The following is a 21,764-nucleotide window of genomic DNA, read 5'->3' as shown; positions in this document are numbered from 1 at the left end:
CCCGTTACTCTGGGTCGTCCGCGAGTGATCTCGCCGCCCGGGCGCAGTGGGCGAGGGCCCGGCGGGCGTACTCGGGGGAGGCGCCCGCGAGTCCGCACGACGGGGTGAGGGTCACCGCCTCCGCGAGAAGCCCCGGATGCAGCCCCAGCCTGCGCCACAGCGTCCTGACCCCCATGACGCTACCGGCAGGGTCTGACAACGGGCCGTCCGTCCCCGGCACGACACCGGCCAGCAGCCGGGTGCCGCCCTCCACCGCCTCGCCGATCGCGTCGTCGTCACGTTCGGTGAGGAGGGAGAAGTCGAAGGAGATTCCCGCGACGCCGGCCCGGCGCAGCAGGGCGAAGGGGACGTCGGGTGCGCAGGAGTGGACCACGACGGGGCCGCCGTCGTGGGCCCCGGCGACGTCCCTGAGGGCCGCCTCCACGATCTGCCGGTCCACGGCCCGGTACGTGCGGTAGCCGCTGGCGGAGCGGACGCTGCCGCGCAGCACGGCGGTGAGGGACGGTTCGTCGAGCTGGAGCACGGGCGTCGCGCCGGGCACGCGGCGCCGGATCTCGGCGAGGTGCAGGCGCAGGCCCTCGGCGAGGGATGCGGCGAGGTCGCGGGTGGCGCCGGCGTCGGACAGGACGGCCTCGCCGCTCCGCAGCTCCAGGGACGCGGCCAGTGACCAGGGGCCGACGGCCTGGACCTTCAGCGGCCCCTCGTACCCCTGGGTGAACTCCTCCAGCGCGTCGAGGTCCTCCCGCAGCCAGGCCCGGGCCCGTTTCGTGTCCCGGCCCGGCCGGTCGCCGAGGCGCCAGCCGCTGGGCTCCACGCGCGCGTACAGCTCGACGAGCAGGCCGGCGGTGCGGCCGATCATGTCGGCGCCGGGGCCGCGGGCGGGGAGCTCGGGGAGGTACGGGAAGTCCTCGAAGGTGCCGGTGACGGTCTTGACGGCCTCTCGGGCGTCCTGGCCCGGCATGGATCCGATGCCGGTGGCGGGGGCGGGGGGGAGGTTGTCGTTCACGGAGGGAAGACTACGCAGGTCTCCGACGGGGGGGGCGGGGGGCGGTGCGGTGGGGGCGGTGCCGGAGGGGCGGTGCGGTGGGGGCGGTGAGGGGTTCTCGCCCCCGCCGCCCCTTCCCTCCCCCACTCTCGGCTTCGCTCGAGCGGGAGGTGCCCCCATCGTCTCCGGGGGCTGCCGCTCCAGGGTCCCCGCTTTCGGCCCTGGACGGGTCTCGTCCTCGAACGCCGGACGGGCCGGGTCTCCGACCCGGCGTCACCTTCCGGGGCGTACCGTCAGGTCGTTGACCTCCGCGTCCCTGGGCAGGTCCAGGGCCATGAGGATCGTCGTGGCGACCGACTCGGGGTCGATCCACTTCGCGGGGTCGTACTCCTTGCCCTCCTGCTGGTGGACCTTGGCCTGCATGGGGCTGGCGGTGCGGCCGGGGTAGACGGAGGTGACGCGGACGCCGTTCGCGTGCTCCTCGTGGCGGAGGGAGTCGGCGAGCGCCTTGAGGCCGTGCTTGGAGGCGGCGTACGCGGACCAGCCGGCGTGGGCGTTGAGTCCGGAGCCGGAGTTGACGAAGAGGACGTGTCCCTGGGCGACGCGGAGCTGGGGCAGGAAGAGGCGGGTCAGCTCGGCGGGGGCGATCAGGTTGACGGCCAGCTGGTGGCGCCAGGACCTGGGGGTGAGGTCGCCGACCGTTCCGAGGTCGACGACACCCGCGATGTGCAGCAGGGAGTCCACGCGGTCGGGCAGCGTCTGGTGCGAGAAGGCCCAGGAGAGCTTGTCGGGGTCCGACAGGTCGCCGACCAGCGTCTTCGCGCCGGGGAACGCGGCCGCCAGTTCCTTCGCGCGGCCCGCGTCGCGCGCGTGCAGCACGATCTCGTCGCCGCGTTCGTGCAGGCGGCGGGCGACGGCCGCGCCGATGCCGGAGCCCGCTCCGGTGATCACATGTGTAGCCATGCCCACCATGCTGGCATCACCGGATGCCGCGGCTCTCCTCCAGGTAGGCCAGCGCCCCGGCCGGTTCCTCGGCGAAGAACACCAGCTCGGTGAGGGGGCGGGGCAGGAATCCCTCGTCCTCCATGCGGCGGAACTGCTCCTTGAGGCCGTCGTAGAAGCCCGCCGTGTTGAGCAGGACGACCGGCTTGTCGGTGTGCCCGTGCTTCTTCAGCTCCAGGATCTCGGTGGCCTCGTCGAGGGTGCCGGTGCCGCCCACCATGATGACCACGGCGTCGGCCTTCTCCAGCAGCAGCCGCTTGCGCTCGGCGAGGTCCCCGGCGATCACCATCTCGTCGGCGCCCTCGCGCGCCTTGGCGGCCAGGAAGTCCACGGAGACGCCCAGCAGCCTGCCGCCGGCCTCCTGCACGCTGTCGGCGACCACCTTCATCAGACCGACGTCCGAGCCGCCCCAGACCAGGGTGTGACCGCCCTTGCCGAGCAGTTCGGCGAACTGCTTCGCGGGGCGCGTGTAGCGCTCGTCGAGGTCGGCGGCGGAGAGGAAGACGCAGATGTTCATGGCCTCCACCGTACGGCCCGGCCGGGAAGGGAAGAACCCGGCCCCGGGGCACGCTGTAGTGACCGACACCACTGCCACCGAGGAGGACGATCGTGACCAAGGGTCATCGCATCACCGTCGAGCGGAGCGGCCGGCACGTACGCGTGGCGCACGGCGGACAGGTCCTGGCGGAGAGCGACCGGGCGCTGGTCCTGCGGGAGACGGGCTGTCCCGACCGGTACTACATCCCCGCCGACGACGTACGCCTCGACCTGCTGACGCCGTCCGGCACGACCACCCACTGCCCCTTCAAGGGCGACGCCTCCTACTGGTCGCTGCCGGACGCGCCGGACCTGGTGTGGGCCTACACGGAGCCGAAGCCGGAGGTGGCGGAGATCAAAGGCCACCTGTGCTTCTACGACACCGAGGTGTCCTGACCGGCCGGCCGGTCGGGACGGTCCGGCCGGGGCGGGGCAGGGGTCAGGCCATGTCCGCCGTCGCGCGCACGGTCGTCGCGATGGTCGCCGAGCCGACCACGCGGGTGCCGTCGTACAGGACGATCGCCTGGCCGGGGGCCACGCCGCGCACCGGCTCGGTGAAGGAGACCTCCAGGGTGCCGTCGACCAGTTCGGCCCGTACCGCGGTCTCGCCGCCGTGGGCGCGCAGCTGGGCGGTGTAGGTGCCGGGGCCGGTGGGGGCGGCGCCGCACCAGCGGGGCCTGATCGCGGTCAGGGCGGTGACGTCCAGGGCCTCGGCCGGGCCGACGGTGACGGTGTTGTCCACGGGTGAGATGTCGAGGACGTAGCGGGGCTTGCCGTCGGGGGCGGGCGTGCCGATGCGCAGGCCCTTGCGCTGGCCGATGGTGAAGCCGTACGCCCCCTCGTGGGTGCCGAGCTTCTGACCGGACTCGTCGACGATGTCGCCCTCGGCCCGGCCCAGCCGGTTCGCGAGGAAGCCCTGGGTGTCGCCGTCGGCGATGAAGCAGATGTCGTGCGAGTCGGGCTTCTTGGCGACGGCCAGTCCCCTGCGCTCGGCCTCCGCGCGGATCTCTTCCTTGGTGGTGACGGTGTCGCCGAGCGGGAACAGGGCGTGCGCGAGCTGCCGGTCGTCCAGCACGCCGAGGACGTAGGACTGGTCCTTGGCCATGTCGGAGGCGCGGTGCAGCTCGCGGGTGCCGTCCTCGCGGGTGATCACCTTGGCGTAGTGGCCGGTGCAGACGGCGTCGAAGCCGAGTGCGAGGGCCTTGTCGAGCAGCGCGGCGAACTTGATCTTCTCGTTGCAGCGCAGGCACGGGTTCGGTGTGCGGCCGGCCTCGTACTCGGCGACGAAGTCCTCGACGACGTCCTCGCGGAAGCGGTCGGCGAGGTCCCAGACGTAGAAGGGGATGCCGATGACGTCCGCGGCGCGGCGGGCGTCCCGGGAGTCCTCGATGGTGCAGCAGCCCCGGGCGCCCGTGCGGAACGACTGCGGGTTGGCGGAGAGCGCCAGGTGGACGCCGGTCACGTCGTGCCCCGCCTCGGCCGCGCGGGCGGCGGCGACGGCGGAGTCGACGCCGCCCGACATGGCGGCGAGGACGCGGAGGGGACGGGTGCGCTGCGGGGTGTCAGTCATAACCCCTCCAGGGTACGGGGGCGCGGGAACCGGAGTGCGCGCGTGTGCGTTGCAGATCGTATGGGGGAGAACAGCGGGTCCACGGGCGGATCGAAGGACGCGGACCGGCACATCGGGCGCCGGGCGCTGATCGTCGGCGGGACGGCGGCGGCCCTGGGCACGGCCGCGCTGGCGCGCGACGAGCTGGCGCGGCTGTGGTGGCGTGCGCCGGGTGTGGACAAGCCGCGCGAGGAGGGCGCCGTCGACTACGCGGCCGCCCGCTGGGTCGCGGCCTCCGACGAGAACTGGCGCAGGGCGGACCGGCCCGACGACTTCGGCATCGACATGGTGATCGTCCATGTCACCCAGGGCAGCTTCGCGAGCGCGGTGCGGGCCTTCCAGGACCCGGGACACAAGGCGGCCACGCACTACATCGTGGGCCAGAACGGCCGCGTCACCCAGATGATCCGCGAGCTGGACGTGGCGTACCACGCGGGCGACCGGGACTACAACGAGCGCAGTGTCGGCATCGAGCACGAGGGTTTCGTGGACCGGCCGCGGGACTTCACGGACGCGATGTACGCCGCCTCGGCCCGGCTGACCGCCGGTGTCTGCGCGCGTTACGGCATACCCGTCGACCGGGAGCACATCATCGGCCACGTGGAGGTGCCGGGCACCGACCACACCGACCCGGGCCCGCACTGGGACTGGGAGCGGTACATGAAGCTGGTGCGGCGCGCGGTCACGAGCGGGCCGACGCCGGGGCCGGCCCGCGGGACCGGCGTCTAGGACGCGCGCCGGAAGCGCTGATCGTGCTCGCGGGAGCAGGTGTTAGCGTCCGGACCCGTGAACGGCGACGTGTACGTGGGCAACGCGGGCAAGGACGCGGCACTGGACCGGGGATGGCTCCTCGGGCACTTCAAGGACGCCGGCGATCCGCGCCACAGCGAGGCCGTGGAGATCAAGTGGGGGGTCCATCCCCGTGGTGACGAGCGGCTGCGCTGGGTGAGGGGCGAGGAACGCACAGCTCTCCTGGTCCTCATCAGCGGCCGCTTCCGCGTCGACCTGCCCGGCCGCAGCGTCCTCCTGGAGGAGCAGGGCGACTACGTGGTGTGGGGCCGCGGAGTCGATCACTCGTGGTGCGCGGAGGAGGATTCGGTGGTGCTGACCGTCCGGTGGCCGTCCGTGCCGGGCTACGCGGTGGAGCGGGAGGATCAGGCGCGCGGGCGGGGCTGAGCGCCTGCGGGGGCGGCCGTCACCGCCGTGCGCCGGCCTCGGTGGCGGGAGTGGTCTTCTCGTGGTGGGCCGCGGGGGTGTCGTGTCCGGTCGTCGCGGGCCGGTGTGCTCCGGGGCGGTGCCGGGGGCGTGCCGCAGTTCCCGCCGTCAAGCGGCCGGGATTCTGCGGACGGGGGCCTCGAAGACGAGTTCGAGGCCGTCCTCCTCGTCCCACTGCTCTCCGACCTCGACGAAGCCGAAGCCCGAGATCGTGGCCAGGGAGGCCGTGTTGTCGGGGCTGATCGTCGCCCGCACGGTCGTCACCTCGCTCTCGGCTGTCACCCGCGGATCCTCGCCGACCGGCCCGGAGGGCGTCCAGCGATTTCGGCGTTCTCGGGGCGGCACAGCGGCCGTGGGTCAGTCGAGGGCGGCGGCGAGCAGGAGGGCGACGGCGGGGAGCAGCCCCTGTCCGAGGGCGCCCCGCCACAGGCGCGGGAAGGACAGGGCGAAGACGATGCCGGAGACGACGAGGAGGGCGCACAGACAGAGCACGAGCGTGCGGCCGGCGACCGGGTCGCCGGTGTGCAGGGTGACGACGCCGGCGACGAGGGCCGCGCCGAGGAGGATGTTGTAGACGGCGACGCCCGAGCGCCAGAGGGTGGCCTCGGGGGCGTCGGCCGTGGACGTGGTGAGGAGGCGGCGCACCTCGGGACGATCGTAGCAGAAGCGCTCCAGACAGCCCACGACGACGTGGACCAGGGCGGTCAGCAGTGCCAGGACCTGCGTGGCGGCGTTCACACCAGCAGTCTCCGCCGTCGGCCGGGGCCCGGCAACAGTGGGCGTCCGAGGCCGCGTGCCTAGGTCAGTCCCGCCGCGCGGGCGCGTTCCACCGCCGGGCCGATGGCCCGGGCGAGCGCCTCGACGTCGGCCTCGGTGGAGGTGTGGCCGAGGGAGAAGCGCAGGGTGCCGCGGGCGAGGTCGGGGTCGGTGCCGGTGGCCAGGAGGACGTGGCTGGGCTGGGCGACGCCGGCGGTGCAGGCGGAGCCGGTGGAGCACTCGATGCCCTGGGCGTCGAGCAGCAGGAGCAGGGAGTCGCCCTCGCAGCCGGGGAAGGTGAAGTGGGCGTTGGCCGGGAGCCGGTCGGCCGGGTCGCCGCCGAGGATCGCGTCCGGGACCGCCGTACGGACCGCGTCGATCAGGGCGTCGCGCAGGGCGCCGATCTCACGGGCGAACCACTCGCGCCGCTCGGCGGCGAGGCGGCCGGCGACCGCGAAGGAGGCGACGGCGGGCACGTCGAGGGTGCCGGAGCGGACGTGGCGTTCCTGGCCGCCGCCGTGCAGGACGGGCACGGGGCTGTACTCGCGGCCCAGCAGCAGCGCGCCGATGCCGTAGGGGCCGCCGATCTTGTGGCCGGAGACGGTCAGCGCGGCGAGCCCGGAGGCGGCGAAGTCGACCGGGAGCTGCCCCACGGCCTGGACCGCGTCGGCGTGCAGCGGGACCCCGAACTCGGCGGCGACGTCGGCGAGTTCGCGGACCGGCATGATCGTGCCGATCTCGTTGTTGGCCCACATGACGGTGGCGAGGGCGACGTCGCCGGGGTCGCGGGCGATGGCCTCGCGCAGCGCCTCGGGGTGGACGCGTCCGTACGCGTCGACCGGCAGGTACTCGACGGTCGCGCCCTCGTGCTCGCCGAGCCAGTGGACGGCGTCCAGGACGGCGTGGTGCTCGACGGGGCTGGCCAGGACCCGGGTGCGGGCCGGGTCGGCGTCGCGGCGGGCCCAGTACAGGCCCTTGACGGCGAGGTTGTCGGCCTCGGTGCCGCCGGAGGTGTAGACGACCTCGCTGGGGCGGGCGCCGAGGGCGTCGGCGAGGGTCTCGCGGGCCTCCTCGACGGTGCGCCGTGCGCGACGGCCGGACGCGTGGAGGGAGGAGGCGTTGCCGGTGACGCTCAGGTGCGCGGTGAGTGCCTCGACCGCCTCGGGGAGCATCGGTGTGGTCGCGGCGTGGTCGAGGTAAGCCATGGTGTCGCCGATTCTACGGGCCGCGCCGGAAGGTCCCGGCGCAAGGCCGTCCTCCGGACCGGCCTCCGGCCGGTCCCCGGCGGTGCGGGCGGTGTGCCGGCGCGCGGCTCAAAGACTCCACGACATCGTGCCGTCCGCGGACATGAACGCCGCGAGGACCAGCAGGTCGGCGACGCCGAGGCCGAGGCCGAGGAGGGCGCGGCCGCGGCGGGCGGTGCCCCGCCGCAGGGCGACGCCGGCCAGCGCGATGGCGGTGGGGCCCAGGAAGACGTTGAGGACGAGCAGGCCGAGGAGCCCGAGGACGAAGGACGCGACGGCCATGCCGTCGGTGTCCCGGATGCCGGTCCGGCGGGTGGCCGGTGCGGTGAGCTGCATGGCGGTTCTCCCTACTGTGCGTCGGTGGCCCGGCGGCGGGTCAGCGGGCGGAGGTGCTCCGGCGGCGGCCGTGGCGCTCGCGGACCGCGAAGACGCCGAGCCAGACGGCGATGACCAGGCCGGCCGTGACGGAGAAGGTGAGCGGTGCGTGGGCGACGGTGCCCAGGGCGGCGCCGAGGAGCAGCAGCGCGGCGACGAGAAACAGCATGGAGCGGATCCCCCAACCTTCGGTGAACGGTTGTAGTTACACTTGTTCACTGACTTTCCAGCCTAGCGCGCTCCATGGCTTTTCAATTCCGGAGAACAGTTGTTAACTGCATGGCATGAGTCACATCCTCGGCGTCCGGCAGGCCCAGAAGCAGAAGACCCGGCAGGCGCTCCTGGACGCGGCCCTCGGCCTGCTGGAGGAGCAGAGCCTGAGCAGTCTGGGCCTGCGCGAGGTCACCCGTGCCGTCGGAGTCGCCCCGACGGCCTTCTACCGTCACTTCCGTTCCACGGCCGATCTCGGTGTGGCGCTGGTCGAGGAGGCGTTGGGCAGCCTGCACCCGATGATCCGGACGACGGTGACATCCGCCGGGGACGGTGAGGAACGGATCGCCCGCGCCGTGGGGCTGATCGCCGGCCATGTGGCCGCGCACCCCGCCCACGTGCGGTTCGTCGCCCGGGAACGGCACGGCGGGGTGCGGCCGGTGCGGGAGGCCATACGGGAGCAGCTGGCCCGGTTCGCCGAGGAGGTGCGGGACGAGCTGGCCGGGGATCCGCTCGCGGCGGGCTGGCACGACGACGACCTGCTGATGCTGGCGGGTCTCTACGTCGACCAGATGATCAGCACGGCCTCGCTCTTCCTGGAGGCGCTGGACGCGCCGGAGGAGGAGCGCCGGCGCGTCACCGCCGTGGCGACCCGCAGGATGCGGCTGATCGGCATCGGCCGCCGGCACTGGCTGGACTGACGACGGCCGTACGCGCGGCACACGACGGCGCGGCGCGCAACGGCCCGGGGACACAGGTCCGCCGGGGCGGACGGGCGGTCCACCCCGGCGGTGCGGTGTGCTGTACGGCCGGTCAGCCGAGCCGGACGCGGGCCAGCTGGCGGGACTGGGCGACCAGGCGGTCGGCACTGTCCCAGACCTCGGCGTCCTCCTCCAGGAAGCCGCCGGCGAGGTTGCGGGTGGCGATGGAGACCCGCAGCGGGCCCGGTGCCGGGCGGCAGCGGACGTGCGCGGTCAGCTCGACCGTCGGCACCCAGCCCTTCAGCCCGAGCTCGAAGGCGGTCGGGGGCAGCGCGTCCACCGCCAGCAGCAGCGAGAAGGGGTCGGCGTCGCGGCCGTCGGCGAGCCCGAACCAGGCCCGCATCTCGCCCTTGCCCGAGGGCTGTCCGAGGGCCCAGCCGAGCGTGGCGGGGTCCAGCTTGAGCATCAGCCGGTCGGCGATGGCGGAGCTGCCCTCGACGGGGGCGGGGCCACCCGACGGTAGTCGGACATCAGATGCAGTCTCGGGACCGAAGCACTGGTCCATGGGCGGTATCGCGGGCGGCTTCGCCGACGTGCGGACGTCGTCGGGCAGCGCGTCCAGGTCGCCGTAGGAGGCGAGGACGCGGATGCGCTCGACCTCGTTGCCCTCGTCGTCGTACTGGAAGAGGGAGGCCTGGCCGGTGGAGAGGGTCCGGCCGGTGCGCACGGTCTCGGTGCGGACGACCGCCGGGCCCGGCCGGGACGCGGTGAGGTAGTGCGCCGAGACGGTGAAGGGGTCCGGGTGCGGCAGGGTGTCCCCGAGGGCGCGGGCCAGGACGGCCAGCAGGTAGCCGCCGTTGACGGCGTTGATGATCGTCCAGCCGGCGGAGAGGTCGATGTCGTAGACGCCGGGCGCGCGCCGGGTGACGCCGGTGTCCCGGTCGAACTCGCTGTCGCCGATGGTGGCCCCGAGGGCCGGTGCGGAGGCTGCTTCTGGCATGGGTGCACGGTACAACAGGGAGCTACTAAGCGGTAGCTTTCTGGGTGTCCCGGGACAGGGAGGGCCCCTTCGCCTCACTCCCTCTCGGCCACCGTCGAGCGCCGGTTCCAGGCGCGGGGCGCCCGCCAGTGGAAGCGCAGCGCGAGGAGGCGCAGGAGGAAGGCGGTGACCACCGCGAGTCCGCTGGTGAGCGGGTTCAGCGTCTCGAAGCGGATGCACAGGGCGACCATGGCGGCGCCGACGATCGCCGGGACGGCGTACAGGTCGCGGTCCCAGCGCAGCAGTGAGGGCACCTCGTTGGCCAGTACGTCGCGCAGTACGCCGCCGCCCACCGCGGTGGCCAGGCCGAGGCAGGCGGAGGCGGTCAGGCCGAGCCCGTAGTCGTACGCCTTGGTGGTGCCGGCGACGCAGAACAGGCCGAGGCCGGCCGCGTCGAAGACGTTGACACCGGTCTGGAGGCGCTCGACGTGGGGGTGGAGGAAGAAGACGATGACGGTGGCGAGCAGCGGGGTGAGGAAGTACCCCAGGTCGGTGAAGGCCGCGGGGGGCACCGCGCCGATGATCAGGTCCCGGAACAGCCCGCCTCCCAGCGCGGTGACCTCGGCGAGCACGGCGATGCCGAACACGTCGAAGTTCTTGCGGACGGCCAGCAGCGCACCGGAGATGGCGAAGACGAAGATGCCGATCAGGTCGAGCGTGTGCTGCACCGTGGGGCTGAAGAGTTGCTCGTACACCCTGTCATTCTCACCTGCCGATGAGCCCCCGCCTTACAAACGAAGGCGGGGGCTCAGGGGGCGGGCGGGCTTACTTCTTCTTTTCTTCCTTCGCCGGTGCCTCGGGCTCGGCCGTCCCGGCGTCGGCGTCGGCCGGTTCGGGCTCGGTGCCGGCTTCCGCGGCGGGCTCCGCCGCGTCCGCGTCCGCCACGGCGGGCTCCGCCTCCGCGTCCTCCGCCTCGGCCTCCGTGGCGGGCTCCGCCTTCGCGGACTTCACCTCGGCGGGCTTCGTCTCGGCGGGCTTCGCCTCGGCGCCCTTCGCCTCGGCGGCGATCGCCGCCGAGGTCCGGGCCGACTCGGCCAGGGCCTCGTCCGGGACCGTTTGGGCCGCCGCCTTGGCGTCGGAGAGCAGGACGACGTCCTGCGGGGCCTGGTCCGCGAAGTTCTCCGGGTGGTGGCAGGCCACCTGCTGCCCCGGACGCAGCTCCTTCAGCGGCGGCTCCGTGGTCGCGCAGATCTGCGTCGCCTTCCAGCACCGGGTGTGGAAGCGGCAGCCGCTCGGCGGGGAGATCGGCGAGGGCACGTCGCCGCGGAGCAGGATGCGCTCGCTCTTGCTGCCCCGGCGCTTCGGGTCCGGCACCGGCACGGCCGACATCAGGGCCTTGGTGTACGGGTGCATGGGCGCCTCGTACAGCGAGGTGCGGTCGGCCAGCTCGACGATCTTGCCGAGGTACATCACCGCGATCCGGTCCGAGACGTGCCGGACGACGGACAGGTCGTGCGCGATGATCACGTACGTCAGGCCGAGCTCCTGCTGGAGGTCGTCCATGAGGTTGACGACCTGCGCCTGGATGGACACGTCCAGCGCGGAGACCGGCTCGTCCGCGACGACCAGCTTCGGCTTCAGGGCGAGCGCGCGGGCGATGCCGATGCGCTGGCGCTGGCCGCCGGAGAACTCGTGCGGGTAGCGGTTGTAGTGCTCGGGGCTCAGGCCCACCAGCTCCAGGAGCCGCTGGACCTCCTTCTTCACCCCGCCCTCGGGCTCCACGCCCTGGAGACGGAACGGCGCCGAGACGATGCCGCCGATGGTGTGGCGCGGGTTCAGCGAGCCGTACGGGTCCTGGAAGATCATCTGGATGTCCCGCCGCAGCGGACGCATCCCGGCCGTGTTCAGCCGCGTGATGTCCTTGCCCTCGAAGTGGATCGAGCCGCCGGTCGGGTCCTGGAGCCGGGTGATGACCCGGCCCATGGTCGACTTGCCGCAGCCCGACTCGCCGACCACGCCGAGGGTCTCGCCCCTGCGCACCTCGAAGTCGATGCCGTCGACGGCCTTGACCGCGCCGGTCTGGCGCCGCAGGAGGCCCTTGCGGATCGGGAAGTGCTTCTGCAGGCCCTCGACCTTCAGCAGCACCTCGCGCTCCTGGGGGGCGGATGCCTGGGCCGGGACCGTCGCCGCGTCCGTCTTCGCGTCCGTCTTCCTGGTCTCACTCACAGCTTCGGCGCAATCTCTTCGGTCCAGATCCGCGTGCGGTCCTCCGGCGAGAGGTGGCAGGCGGAGAAGTGTCCGCTGCCGACCTGCTGGAGCTCGGGACGCACGGTACGGGTGACATCGCCCTTGGGGACGTCCGCGTACGGGCAGCGGGGGTGGAAGGCACAGCCCGAGGGGACGTTGATGAGGCTCGGCGGCGAGCCCTTGACCGGGATGAGCCGCTCGGAGGTCTCCCGGTCGACGCGCGGCATCGAGCCGAGCAGCCCCCAGGTGTACGGGTGCTGCGGCCGCTCGAAGACGTCGTCGACCGAGCCGCGCTCCACGCACCGGCCGCCGTACATCACCAGGACGTCGTCGGCGATCTCGGCGACCACGCCGAGGTCGTGGGTGATGAGGACGACCGCGGAGCCGAACTCCTTCTGCAGGTCCCGGACGAGGTCGAGGATCTGCGCCTGGACGGTCACGTCCAGGGCGGTGGTCGGCTCGTCCGCGATGAGCAGCTCGGGGTTGTTGACCAGCGCCATGGCGATCATGGCGCGCTGGCGCATACCGCCGGAGAACTCGTGCGGGTAGCTGTCGACGCGCTTGGCGGGCTCGGGGATGCCGACCCGGTCGAGCATCTCGATCGCCCGCTTGCGCGCGGTCTTCTTGTTGACGTCGTGGTGGACCCGGTACGCCTCCACGATCTGGTTGCCGATCGTGTAGTACGGGTGCATCGCGGACAGCGGGTCCTGGAAGATCATCGCCATCTCGCGGCCGCGCAGCCGGCGCACCTCGTCCGGATCGGCGGAGATGAGCTCCTTGCCGCCGAGCCAGATCTCGCCGGACATCCGCACGTTCTTGCCGCGGGCGCCGAGCCGGTGCAGGCCCATGATCGCGAGCGAGGTGACGGACTTGCCGGAGCCGGACTCGCCCACGATGCAGAGGGTCTTGCCCTTCTCCACCTGGAAGCTGAGCCCGTCGACGGACTTGACCAGGCCGTCGTCGGTCGGGAAGTGCACCTTGAGGTCGCGGACCGTGAGGAACGCGTCGGGCGCGTCCGAGGGTGTGCCGGCGGGCTCACCCACGGCGGCCCCGGTCTTGGAGAGTTCGGTCACGAGAGCCTCACGCGAGGGTCGGCGGCGGCGTACAGCAGGTCCACCAGGAGATTGGCGATCACGACGAAGAAGGCTGCGAGCAGGGTCACGCCGAGGATGGGGGGAAGGTCGTTGTCGGTGATGCCCTGCACCGCGTACTGGCCGATGCCGGGCAGCGAGAACACCTTCTCGGTGATCACGGCACCGCCGAGCAGCAGGCCCAGGTCCATGCCGAAGACGGTGATGATCGGGGTCAGCGCGGCCCGCAGCCCGTGCCGGGTCACGACCTTGCGTTCCCGCAGGCCCTTGGCGCGGGCCGTGCGGATGAAGTCCTCGCTCATCGTCTCCAGCATGCCCGACCGGGTGAGCCGCGCGTAGATGGCGGAGTAGAGCAGGGCCAGCGAGCACCAGGCCGGGAAGAGCGTGTTGGCCCACTGCGCCGGGTTCTCGGTGAGCGGGACGTAGGTGCGGCCGAAGATCGGCCACTGGAAGGTGAACAGCAGCAGCGCCAGGTTGCCCGTGAAGAACATGGGCAGCGAGACGCCGGCGAGGGCGACGCCCATGAAGGTGCGGTCGAAGAGGCTGCGGGGCTTGAGGGCGGAGATCACACCGATCAGGACACCCGACAGCAGCCACAGCACGGCGGCGCCGCCGGCCAGCGAGAGGGTCACCGGGAGGCGGGAGGTGAGCTGCGGCCACACCTCGACGTGGTTCTTGAAGGAGTAGCCGAAGCAGGGCGCGTCGCAGTGGGCCGTCGTGGGGCCCAGGTTGTAGGTGGCGCCGCTGACGATCCCCTTGATGAAGTGCCAGTACTGGACGTACAGGGGCTGGTCCAGACCGAGGTTCTGCTTGACCGCGAGGATGTCCGCCTTCGTCGGGCTCTTTCCGATGTACTGCTGCGCGAGCTGGTCGGCGGTCTGACCGGCGAGCCGCGGCAGCAGGAAGAAGATCGCGAAGGTGACCGCGGTGACGACCAGCAGCAGGATCACTGCCGCGAACGTCCGACGGAGGATGTACGAGATCACGGGGACCGGCGCTGGCGCCCGCGGGCTGCGAAGCCCGCGGGCACCAATGCCTTCACCTGCCTTCCGGGGCTACTTCTTGGTCGTGCCGATGTTGAGGTAGTCGTACTGACCGCTGAAGGCCGCCGAGGACACCAGGTTGGTGTAGGTGGTCGGGCGGTACAGCAGGACCTTGAAGTAGGTCAGCGGGACGAGGGCCGACTGCTCCATCGCGCGCTTGTCGATCTGGGCGTACAGCGAGTTGCGCTCGGTGGCGTCCTCGGTGGCGATCGCCTTGCCGAGCATGTCGTTGATCTGCTTGTCGTCGATGTACGAGATGTTGGTGTTGCCGGACGGGCCGATCGCCGCACCGTTCAGGATCTGCTGGAGGAAGCCGTAGCCGGACGGCCAGTCGGCGCCCCACTGCATCATGTGCAGGCCGATGTTCTGCTTCTTGTTGAACTCCGGCACACCGATGTAGTCGGTGAAGTACTTGCCCGACGGGTACTGCTTCAGGGTGGCGTTGATGCCGACCTTCTTCAGCGAGGCGATGATCGCGGTGGCCGCGTCGATCTCCTGCGGGCGGTCGCTGCGCGCCGAGATGCTGGTGTTGATGGTCGTCTGGCCGCAGGCCTTCAGCTGGTCCTTGGCCTTGGCGACGTCACCCTTGTTGCCCTCGGTCGCGTAGGTGTCCGCCTTCTGGTAGCCGGTGATGTCCGGCGGCAGGACGGTGGTCGCGATCTCGCCGCGGATCGGACCGCCGAGAGCGGTCTGCACGGAGACCTTGTCGACGGCGTACTGGACGGCCTTGCGGCACTCCAGCTTGTCGAACGGGGCGACCTGGTTGTTGATCGCCATGTAGACGAGGCGGCCGCCGTAGGTGTTGTCGGTGTTGGCCTTCAGGGCGGGGTCGTTGACGACCTTCGCCTGCGTGGCGGCCTGGACGCCCGTGCCGCCGAGGTCGATCGCGGTGCCGGCCTGGACGTCCTGGTCGATCGTCTCGGCGTTGACCTTGAGCTTGACGACGATCTTGTCCGGGTACTGCTTGCGCAGCGGGTCCGTCTTCGGGTCCCAGTTCTCGTTGCGGACGAGGACGGCCTGCTTGCCCTCCTCGTAGCTCTCGAACTTGTACGAGCCGGAGGACACGATGTCCTTGACGTAGTCGATGCCCTTGTCCTTGGCCCGGGGCACCGGGGCCGTCTGCGGCGTCGCGACCAGGTAGTCGAACTCCTGGAAGGCCGTCTTGAGGCGGAAGACGATCGTGGTGTCGTCCGGCGTCTCGATGGACTTCAGGCCCGCGGGGTTCTTGTCCTTGTAGGGGCCCTTGTACTTGTCGCCGCCCTCGAGGAACTGCTGGAAGTAGTTCGGGCCGAGGGAGAGCACGTCACGCGCGAAGTTGGACCGCTCGACGGCGTACTTGACGTCCTTCGAGGTGATCGGGGTGCCGTCCTCGTACTTCAGGCCCGGACGCAGCTTGTACGTCCAGGTCTTGCCGCCGTCGCTCGGCACGCCCTTGCTCGCGGCGAGGTCCGGGACCAGGGTGTTGCCCTTGTCGCCCGCGGCGGGCTGGAAGGTCATCAGCGGGCGGGCGTAGAGCCGGCTGAGGTTGTACATGTACGCGTAGTACGTGTTGCCGGGGTCGAAGGAGTCCGGCACGTCCGAGTACTCGTACGTGACCGTCCCGCCCTTCTGGGTGGAGGCGTTGACGACGTCCTTGGTCGCGGCGTTGGCCTCAGCCGACTTCTTACCGTTGTTGTCCGAGTTGTCATCGGCCTTGCTGCAAGCCGAAAGCAGCAAGCTCGCACTGCCGATGGCCGCGACCGCGGCCAGCGCTGACCTTCGCATGATGGTCTGCTTCCCCTCCATTGATGGCAAAACTTGGGACTCCCGGGGCAGCCGCGGGTCAGCGGCTGCGCGGATCGAGAGCGTCACGGAGACCGTCGCCGAGCAGGTTGAACGCCAGGACGGTCACGAAGATGGCGAGACCGGGCACGATCATGAACTGGGGATCGACCTGGTAGAAGGCGACCGCCTGGTTGAGCATGCCGCCCCACGAGGCCTGGGGCGGCTGGATGCCGACACCGAGGAAGCTCAGGGACGCCTCGAAGAGAATGTTGGTCGGGATGAGCAGCGTCGAGTAGACGATGATCGGTCCCACGAGGTTCGGAAGCAGCTCCCGGAAGAGGATGTACGGGCCCTTGGCCCCCATCCCGCGCGAGGCGTCGACGAACTCCCGTTCGCGCAGGGCCAGCGTCTGGCCCCGGACGATGCGGCCCAGATAGGGCCAGTTGAAGAAACCGATGACGAAGACCAGCACGCCGATGTGCAGCGGCAGGCCCTCCAGGCCGAAGGCGCCGCCCTGCAGGGTCGCCGAGATGGCGATCGCGAACAGCAGGAGGGGGAACGCCAGGAAGGTGTCCATCAGCCGGCTGATGATCGTGTCGACGCGTCCGCCGTAGTAGCCGGCGACCACGCCGAGGATCGTGCCGATCGTGTTGGACAGGATCGTGGCGCCGAAGGCGACGACCAGCGAGACCCAGGAGCCCTCCAGGATGCGGGTGGCGATGTCCCGGCCGAACTTGGGCTCCACGCCGAGCGGGTGGTCCCAGCTCATACCGCCGAAGTCACCGGTGGGCAGCGAGGTGTTGGGGTCGATCAGGTCCTGGTTGAGGGCGTTGGGGTCCAGACCGAAGAGCGCCTGGAGGGGACGGGAGAGGACCGCCAGGAGGACCAGCAGGATCACCACGACCCCGCCGGCCACGGCCACCTTGTCCTTCTTGAAGCGGGTCCAGGCGATCTGCCCCAGGGAACGACCCTCGATCTGCCCCTTCTCGGCACCGACGAGGACAGCCTCGGGCTGTGCCTCGGCTTGCGCCCCGGTGGTCTCGATCGGTGCGGTCACAGTGACCTGACCCCTCTCGCCGGCGGTAACCGGCCTACAGCCGCCGCGAATTACGGCTTTGTCGACTTGCCTCGATCACCGGACCGATTCGATCCTGTGTCTGAGTCGGGAGTCTTCAGCGTCGCTGTGATCACCCGCCAGGTCTGACCGGGAATGTATGCGCAACCGTGATGCACTGCTAGGGATTCCGTTATCCGAACAGTGGGTAACAGCCTCCGGACGAAGGACAGTTGGGACACAGCGGCGAAATCGCCGACCTTCGCGACCATTCGGCGTCATCTACGCGCGAAGACATGTGTCTCTCCGGTGAAGGCCGTGAGACGCCGCGGGGCCTTCGGGGAGAGCTCTCCCGCCCTCAGTAACCGCCGCGGGCGGGAGGATAGCCGTACCCGGCCGCCGGCGCCCGGGGCGGGGCGGGGGCGGCCGCGTGGGCCTCGCGGTCGTAGAACGGGCGGGCGTTGGCGCGCAGCCACATGGCGACCGGGTCGTGCGCGTCGGTCATCGCCACCGTCGACACCGGCAGCCCGTCCGGCACGGCGGTGACGGACTGCTGCATCATCGCGCGCACGGCGTCCACGGCGGGCGGCGAGGCGTCGTACACGTCGAGGCCGATGGCGAGGTACGGCGCCCCCAGCGCCGGCTGCACCCAGGCGCGGCGCAGCGAGCGGACGGCCGGGGTGCGGTGGGCGTTCTGCGCGAGCAGGGCGTAGAACTGGGGGATATCGATGGCCGGTTCGGACAGGCGCAGCGGTCCGGCGGGGTGGCGGTCCAGGCCGCAGGCGATGCGGCGCAGGTCGAGCCAGGGGATGCCGACGCCGCCGCCGGGGGCGTGCGGGTTGAGCCAGAGGCCGTGGTGGTCCGGGTAGAGGAAGCGGGCCACTTCGAGGCCGTCGGCGACCTCGTACGACCGGTTCCAGCCGCTGGCGGAGAGCTCCTGGGCGGAGGTGACGCAGGGCGCGTAGCCGCAGCCGTCGACCTCCATGGTCCCGTACTGGGCGTCCGGGGAGCCGGCCTGGCCGTGCCACAGCAGCATCCAGACCTGGCCGGAGGCGGGGGTGGCGAGCGCGCGCAGCAGGGCCTCGTAGGCGTCGTAGCGCCCGGGGGTCACCTGGCGCAGCATGTGCTCGACCTGCCCGGTCGCGGTGCCGCTGGCGCTCACGCGTATCGCCCTTTCGAGAAGTACCCCGGTTGTGCAACCAGCTTAAGGCTCCGCCGGTCGGGGGGCGCCGGTGAGCTCGGGGTGCGCTGTCCGCTCACGGGCGCGACGGGCACGGGTCCGGCGCGGCCGGACACGCCCCTGGGGGCCGCCCCGGCCGGGGCACTAGAAGTCCCGCTGGTAGAACGGGCGGACGTTGGCCCGCATCCAGTCGCAGACCGGGTCCTGGGCGGCCTCCAGGAGGACCAGGTTGACCTGGGTCTTCAGGGGGGCCTTGGCGAGGGCCCGGCCCAGGGCGTCCAGGGGGAGGGCGCGGGCGTCGCCCTCCCAGTGGGTCAGTTCGACGCCGACGAACATGACCGGGTCGGCGGTCTCGACGGCGGCCATGCAGCGGCGGGCGGTGCGCACGACGCCGATCCCGGCGAACTCGGCGGAGGCGGCGGCGAGGAAGTCCACCGGGTCGTCCTGCCAGTCCGGTTCGAAGAGGCGGACCCGGCCGCCGGACGCGGGCCCGTCCAGCGGGGTGCGGCCGGCCCGGCACAGCTCGGCCACGGCCGGCGGCGGCAGCGGGACGCCGACCACGCCCTCCGGGTTCACGATGATGCCGACCTGCGGGGGCAGGCCGCGGGCGAACTCCACGGCGGGGGCGATGGTGTACGCCATGTGCGCCCCGGCGACCTGGCGGAACTGCTCCTCCGAGCTGAACACCGGCACGTAGGCCTGGCCGTCGATCTCCAGGGAGGGCAGGTCGAGCGGGCCGCTGTGCGGGCCGCCGCCGTTCGGCAGCGGGACCCAGACGAAGCTGCGGCCGAGCACCTCCACGATCCGGCCGCCGGCCGACGGGACGCCGAGGGAGGCGGACAGCACCTCCTCCAGCTCGTTGCCCGGCCATCCGCCGTGCGGGTGGGGACGCGCCTGCGCCGGGAGGTCCGGTGAGAGGTCCGCCGGGAAGTCCGCTGGGAAGTCCATCTGCCTACCGCCTGCCTGGTACCGCTGCTGTGGCTGAAAAGGCTAACCCGTTCGGCCCCGCCGGCCCACGGCCGTCGCCTCAGCCGGTGAAGGCGATCCGGTGCAGCGCGTCGGCCGCCGCCCGGTCCAGGAGGACCGCCGAGCCGCAGCCGGCGGGCAGCCTGCCCTCGGCCACGGAGGCCAGCAGGCGGGCGGAGGCCGAGCGGTGCCGCAGGAAGGCGTAGCGCGAGACGCCCCGGCCGCGCTCGCGCTGGCCGGCGAGGGCGTCGTCCACGGCGACGTCGAGGAAGAGCAGGTGCAGGGTGCCGCCGCGGCGGCGGGCCTCGCGGGCCAGCCAGCGGCGCACCCAGGCCTGGGTGCCGCAGTCGTGCACGACGACGCCCTCGCCGGAGCGCAGCGCGCGGCGCAGTCCGGCGTAGTGGGCGATCCGGACCAGGGGCCGGTAGAGGGCGTACGGCAGGAAGCGGGGCATGCGGCGGTCGAAGCGGTCGCGGGTGTCCTGGGAGTCGACGCGCCGGCCGCGCACGGTGCGCCGCATGAGCGTGGACTTGCCGCTGCCGGGCAGTCCGGTGACCACCACCAGGTCGCGGGGGCCGAAGAGCAGGGCGTGCGGGCTGCGCCCGGCGCGGTCGCGCAGGTCGCGGACGACGGACGCGGGCAGGGGGGCGCACGCGTCCCCGGCCGGTGCGGTCTGCTGCGGCAGGGCGATTCCCGAAGTCGTGGCGTAGACCGTGGTCCTGTTCATCGTGATCGTCCTCCCCTGGGGCGGTTCACGAGTTCCCCTCCCCCTCGAGTGTAAAGAGAAGGTAATGCGTGGGTCTCGCGTTTTCGTGCGCTTACTGCCACAGCACGGCTACAGATCACGGTCTGCCGTGAACGGGCCCGGCGTGCGATGATGGCGGCGCCAACTGCATACCGGCCGTTTGAATCCGCGCGGGAGAGTCCCCGGCCGTGCCGGGGCGCCGAAGGAGCAAGTCCCTCCCTTGAATCTCTCAGGCACCGTCACCGCGTGGGCGAGGCACATCTGAAAAGCGGGCCGCCGTTCCACGGCCGCCCCACCCAAGGTGCAAGTCCTGACCGCCGTGGAGCGGTGGTCATGGCGAACCTCTCAGGTTCCGATGACAGATGGGGAGGATCCACCTCGCCCGTGCCGTGCTGTCCCTGGGAGACGACCGACCGATGAGCAGTACCGAACTCCGCCGTACCGCGCTGGATGCCACGCATCGCGCGCTGGGCGCGACGATGACCGACTTCGCCGGCTGGGACATGCCCCTGCGCTACGGCTCCGAGCGCGACGAGCACGTCGCGGTGCGCACCCGGGCCGGTCTCTTCGACCTCTCCCACATGGGTGAGATCACGGTCACCGGCCCGCAGGCCGCCGGCCTGCTGGACTTCGCGCTGGTCGGCAGCATCGGCACGGTGAAGCCGGGCCGGGCCCGCTACACCATGATCTGCCGCGAGGACGGCGGCATCCTCGACGACCTGATCGTCTACCGCCTCGGCGAGAGCGAGTACATGGTCGTCGCCAACGCCTCCAACGCCCAGGTGGTGCTGGACGCGCTGACCGAGCGGGCGGCCGGCTTCGACGCCGAGGTGCGCGACGACCGGGACGCCTACGCGCTGCTCGCCGTGCAGGGCCCCGAGTCCCCGGGCATCCTCGCCTCGCTCACCGACGCCGACCTGGACGGTCTGAAGTACTACGCCGGGCTGCCCGGCACGGTCGCGGGCGTCCCGGCGCTGATCGCGCGCACCGGCTACACCGGCGAGGACGGCTTCGAGCTGTTCGTGAAGCCGGAGCACGCCGTCGAGCTGTGGCAGGCGCTGACCGAGGCGGGCGAGGGCGCCGGGCTGGTCCCGTGCGGTCTGTCCTGCCGGGACACGCTCCGCCTGGAGGCGGGCATGCCGCTGTACGGGCACGAGCTGACGACGGAGCTGACGCCCTTCGACGCCGGTCTCGGCCGGGTGGTGAAGTTCGAGAAGGAGGGCGACTTCGTGGGCCGCGCCGCGCTCGAGCGGGCCGCCGCCCGGGCCGAGCAGAACCCGCCCCGCGTCCTGGTCGGCCTGATCGCCGAGGGCCGCCGGATCCCGCGCGCCGGGTACGCGGTCGTGGCCGGCGGCGAGGTGGTCGGCGAGGTCACCTCCGGCGCCCCCTCCCCCACGCTGGGCAGGCCGATCGCCATGGCGTACGTCGACGCCGCGCACGCGGCCGTGGGCACCCCCGGGGTCGGCGTGGACATCCGGGGCAGCCACGAGCCGTACGAGGTCGTGGCACTGCCGTTCTACAAGCGCCAGAAGTAGCCCCGGAAGCAGACACCGGGCGGGCGGGGCTCTCCGGCGTCCCGCCCCGCCCGCGTCCGCGTCCGTGCCGCCCGCCTGCGGTCCACCACAGTCCCCCGTCGTTCAGCACCGTCCCGCATACAGGAGAATTCAGGTCATGAGCAACCCCCAGCAGCTGCGTTACAGCAAGGAGCACGAGTGGCTGTCGGCCGCCGAGGACGGCGTCTCGACGGTCGGCATCACGGAGCACGCGGCCAACGCGCTCGGTGACGTCGTCTTCGTCCAGCTCCCCGCGGTCGGCGACACCGTGTCCGCGGGCGAGACCTGCGGCGAACTGGAGTCGACCAAGTCGGTCTCCGACCTGTACTCCCCCGTCTCCGGCGAGGTCACCGAGATCAACGAGGACGTCGTCGGCGACCCGTCGCTGGTGAACTCGGCGCCCTTCGAGGGCGGCTGGCTGTTCAAGGTGCGCGTCAGCGAGGAGCCGGGCGACCTGCTCTCCGCCGACGAGTACACCGAATTCGCCGGCGCCTGAGGAGTCACGGTC

Annotated in this window: 25 protein-coding genes and 1 riboswitch; of the genes, 6 read left to right on the top strand and 19 right to left on the bottom strand. The window is 71.9% G+C overall.

Going from position 1 to position 21,764, the window contains the following annotated elements; translation table 11 throughout:
* Positions 1-4: 4 nt before the first annotated feature.
* The 3 genes from ACFYOJ_RS28855 to ACFYOJ_RS28845 form a co-directional block, all read right to left on the bottom strand.
* Complete coding sequence (locus ACFYOJ_RS28855; protein WP_356556046.1) at positions 5-1,006, bottom strand: methionine synthase; 1,002 nt, start codon at positions 1,004-1,006, stop codon at positions 5-7.
* A 252-nt stretch (positions 1,007-1,258) separates the two neighbouring features.
* Entirely contained in the window at positions 1,259-1,948 is a 690-nt protein-coding gene (locus tag ACFYOJ_RS28850; protein ID WP_356556047.1) for an SDR family oxidoreductase, read from the bottom strand.
* A 16-nt stretch (positions 1,949-1,964) separates the two neighbouring features.
* The gene (locus tag ACFYOJ_RS28845; RefSeq protein WP_356556049.1) at positions 1,965-2,504 is read right to left on the bottom strand and encodes a TIGR00730 family Rossman fold protein; all 540 of its coding nucleotides are present in this window, start codon (positions 2,502-2,504) and stop codon (positions 1,965-1,967) included.
* Positions 2,505-2,596: 92 nt separating this feature from the next.
* On the opposite strand from ACFYOJ_RS28845, the gene ACFYOJ_RS28840 reads away from it, so the two are divergent.
* Positions 2,597-2,920, top strand: coding sequence for a DUF427 domain-containing protein (locus ACFYOJ_RS28840; RefSeq protein WP_356556051.1), 324 nt, complete (start codon positions 2,597-2,599; stop codon positions 2,918-2,920).
* A gap of 43 nt (positions 2,921-2,963) precedes the next feature.
* Here the strand turns inward: ACFYOJ_RS28840 and mnmA are convergent, their stop codons facing one another.
* Entirely contained in the window at positions 2,964-4,094 is a 1,131-nt protein-coding gene (gene mnmA, locus ACFYOJ_RS28835; RefSeq protein WP_356556053.1) for a tRNA 2-thiouridine(34) synthase MnmA, read from the bottom strand.
* Positions 4,095-4,154: 60 nt separating this feature from the next.
* Here mnmA and ACFYOJ_RS28830 point away from each other — a divergent pair, with 60 nt between their 5' ends.
* Together ACFYOJ_RS28830 and ACFYOJ_RS28825 are read left to right on the top strand one after the other, a co-directional pair.
* The gene (locus ACFYOJ_RS28830) at positions 4,155-4,862 is read left to right on the top strand and encodes an N-acetylmuramoyl-L-alanine amidase (protein WP_356556055.1); all 708 of its coding nucleotides are present in this window, start codon (positions 4,155-4,157) and stop codon (positions 4,860-4,862) included.
* Positions 4,863-4,919: 57 nt separating this feature from the next.
* Positions 4,920-5,309, top strand: a complete 390-nt coding sequence (locus tag ACFYOJ_RS28825) for a signal peptidase I (protein ID WP_356556057.1) — start codon at positions 4,920-4,922, stop codon at positions 5,307-5,309.
* A gap of 147 nt (positions 5,310-5,456) precedes the next feature.
* On the opposite strand, the gene ACFYOJ_RS28820 is transcribed toward ACFYOJ_RS28825, so the two are convergent.
* From ACFYOJ_RS28820 to ACFYOJ_RS28800, 5 genes are all read right to left on the bottom strand, one after another.
* Complete coding sequence (locus ACFYOJ_RS28820) at positions 5,457-5,630, bottom strand: hypothetical protein (RefSeq protein ID WP_388598200.1); 174 nt, start codon at positions 5,628-5,630, stop codon at positions 5,457-5,459.
* A gap of 75 nt (positions 5,631-5,705) precedes the next feature.
* Positions 5,706-6,086, bottom strand: coding sequence for a DUF1304 family protein (locus ACFYOJ_RS28815; RefSeq protein ID WP_356556058.1), 381 nt, complete (start codon positions 6,084-6,086; stop codon positions 5,706-5,708).
* Positions 6,087-6,145: 59 nt separating this feature from the next.
* Positions 6,146-7,309 carry a cysteine desulfurase family protein gene (locus ACFYOJ_RS28810; RefSeq protein WP_356556059.1) on the bottom strand — a complete coding sequence of 388 codons (1,164 nt, stop codon included), beginning with the start codon at positions 7,307-7,309 and terminating at the stop codon, positions 6,146-6,148.
* A 108-nt stretch (positions 7,310-7,417) separates the two neighbouring features.
* Entirely contained in the window at positions 7,418-7,684 is a 267-nt protein-coding gene (locus tag ACFYOJ_RS28805) for a DUF4190 domain-containing protein (RefSeq protein ID WP_356556061.1), read from the bottom strand.
* Between the two features lie 40 nt (positions 7,685-7,724).
* Positions 7,725-7,892, bottom strand: coding sequence for a hypothetical protein (locus tag ACFYOJ_RS28800; protein ID WP_356556063.1), 168 nt, complete (start codon positions 7,890-7,892; stop codon positions 7,725-7,727).
* Between the two features lie 115 nt (positions 7,893-8,007).
* Here ACFYOJ_RS28800 and ACFYOJ_RS28795 point away from each other — a divergent pair, with 115 nt between their 5' ends.
* On the top strand, positions 8,008-8,634 hold the full coding sequence (locus tag ACFYOJ_RS28795; protein WP_356556065.1) for a TetR family transcriptional regulator: 627 nt from the start codon (positions 8,008-8,010) through the stop codon (positions 8,632-8,634).
* Between the two features lie 112 nt (positions 8,635-8,746).
* Here ACFYOJ_RS28795 and ACFYOJ_RS28790 read toward each other — a convergent pair whose 3' ends face one another.
* From ACFYOJ_RS28790 to ACFYOJ_RS28745, 10 genes are all read right to left on the bottom strand, one after another.
* Positions 8,747-9,634 (bottom strand): thioesterase family protein, encoded by an 888-nt coding sequence (locus ACFYOJ_RS28790; protein WP_356556067.1) that lies wholly within the window; start codon positions 9,632-9,634, stop codon positions 8,747-8,749.
* Positions 9,635-9,708: 74 nt separating this feature from the next.
* Positions 9,709-10,368 carry a trimeric intracellular cation channel family protein gene (locus ACFYOJ_RS28785; protein WP_356556069.1) on the bottom strand — a complete coding sequence of 220 codons (660 nt, stop codon included), beginning with the start codon at positions 10,366-10,368 and terminating at the stop codon, positions 9,709-9,711.
* A 70-nt stretch (positions 10,369-10,438) separates the two neighbouring features.
* Entirely contained in the window at positions 10,439-11,839 is a 1,401-nt protein-coding gene (locus ACFYOJ_RS28780) for a dipeptide ABC transporter ATP-binding protein (protein WP_356556071.1), read from the bottom strand.
* Positions 11,836-12,933 (bottom strand): ABC transporter ATP-binding protein, encoded by a 1,098-nt coding sequence (locus ACFYOJ_RS28775; protein WP_356556072.1) that lies wholly within the window; start codon positions 12,931-12,933, stop codon positions 11,836-11,838. The genes ACFYOJ_RS28780 and ACFYOJ_RS28775 overlap by 4 nt, the downstream gene beginning before the upstream one ends.
* Entirely contained in the window at positions 12,930-13,937 is a 1,008-nt protein-coding gene (locus tag ACFYOJ_RS28770) for an ABC transporter permease (protein ID WP_356556074.1), read from the bottom strand. The genes ACFYOJ_RS28775 and ACFYOJ_RS28770 overlap by 4 nt, the downstream gene beginning before the upstream one ends.
* Positions 13,938-14,006: 69 nt before the next feature.
* Positions 14,007-15,779, bottom strand: coding sequence for an ABC transporter substrate-binding protein (locus ACFYOJ_RS28765; RefSeq protein ID WP_356556075.1), 1,773 nt, complete (start codon positions 15,777-15,779; stop codon positions 14,007-14,009).
* Between the two features lie 37 nt (positions 15,780-15,816).
* Entirely contained in the window at positions 15,817-16,815 is a 999-nt protein-coding gene (locus tag ACFYOJ_RS28760) for an ABC transporter permease (RefSeq protein WP_356556076.1), read from the bottom strand.
* Between the two features lie 355 nt (positions 16,816-17,170).
* Entirely contained in the window at positions 17,171-17,974 is an 804-nt protein-coding gene (locus ACFYOJ_RS28755) for an enhanced serine sensitivity protein SseB C-terminal domain-containing protein (RefSeq protein WP_356556078.1), read from the bottom strand.
* 162 nt (positions 17,975-18,136) lie between these two features.
* Positions 18,137-18,940: an enhanced serine sensitivity protein SseB gene (locus tag ACFYOJ_RS28750; protein ID WP_356556079.1), complete on the bottom strand. Its 804-nt coding sequence runs from the start codon at positions 18,938-18,940 to the stop codon at positions 18,137-18,139.
* A 79-nt stretch (positions 18,941-19,019) separates the two neighbouring features.
* Complete coding sequence (locus ACFYOJ_RS28745) at positions 19,020-19,685, bottom strand: AAA family ATPase (RefSeq protein WP_356556080.1); 666 nt, start codon at positions 19,683-19,685, stop codon at positions 19,020-19,022.
* Between the two features lie 179 nt (positions 19,686-19,864).
* Positions 19,865-19,958, top strand: a riboswitch (glycine riboswitch).
* 161 nt (positions 19,959-20,119) lie between these two features.
* Between ACFYOJ_RS28745 and gcvT the strand changes: the two genes are divergently transcribed.
* Together gcvT and gcvH are read left to right on the top strand one after the other, a co-directional pair.
* Positions 20,120-21,238: a glycine cleavage system aminomethyltransferase GcvT gene (gcvT, locus tag ACFYOJ_RS28740; RefSeq protein WP_356556082.1), complete on the top strand. Its 1,119-nt coding sequence runs from the start codon at positions 20,120-20,122 to the stop codon at positions 21,236-21,238.
* 136 nt (positions 21,239-21,374) lie between these two features.
* The gene (gene gcvH / locus ACFYOJ_RS28735; RefSeq protein ID WP_356556083.1) at positions 21,375-21,752 is read left to right on the top strand and encodes a glycine cleavage system protein GcvH; all 378 of its coding nucleotides are present in this window, start codon (positions 21,375-21,377) and stop codon (positions 21,750-21,752) included.
* Positions 21,753-21,764: the final 12 nt, after the last annotated feature.

The sequence above is a fragment of the Streptomyces sp. NPDC006384 genome (genome assembly GCF_042870695.1).
Classification (GTDB): domain Bacteria; phylum Actinomycetota; class Actinomycetes; order Streptomycetales; family Streptomycetaceae; genus Streptomyces.
The sequence above is the reverse complement of the archived record's forward strand: the minus strand, read 5'-3'. Positions and strand labels throughout refer to the sequence as shown.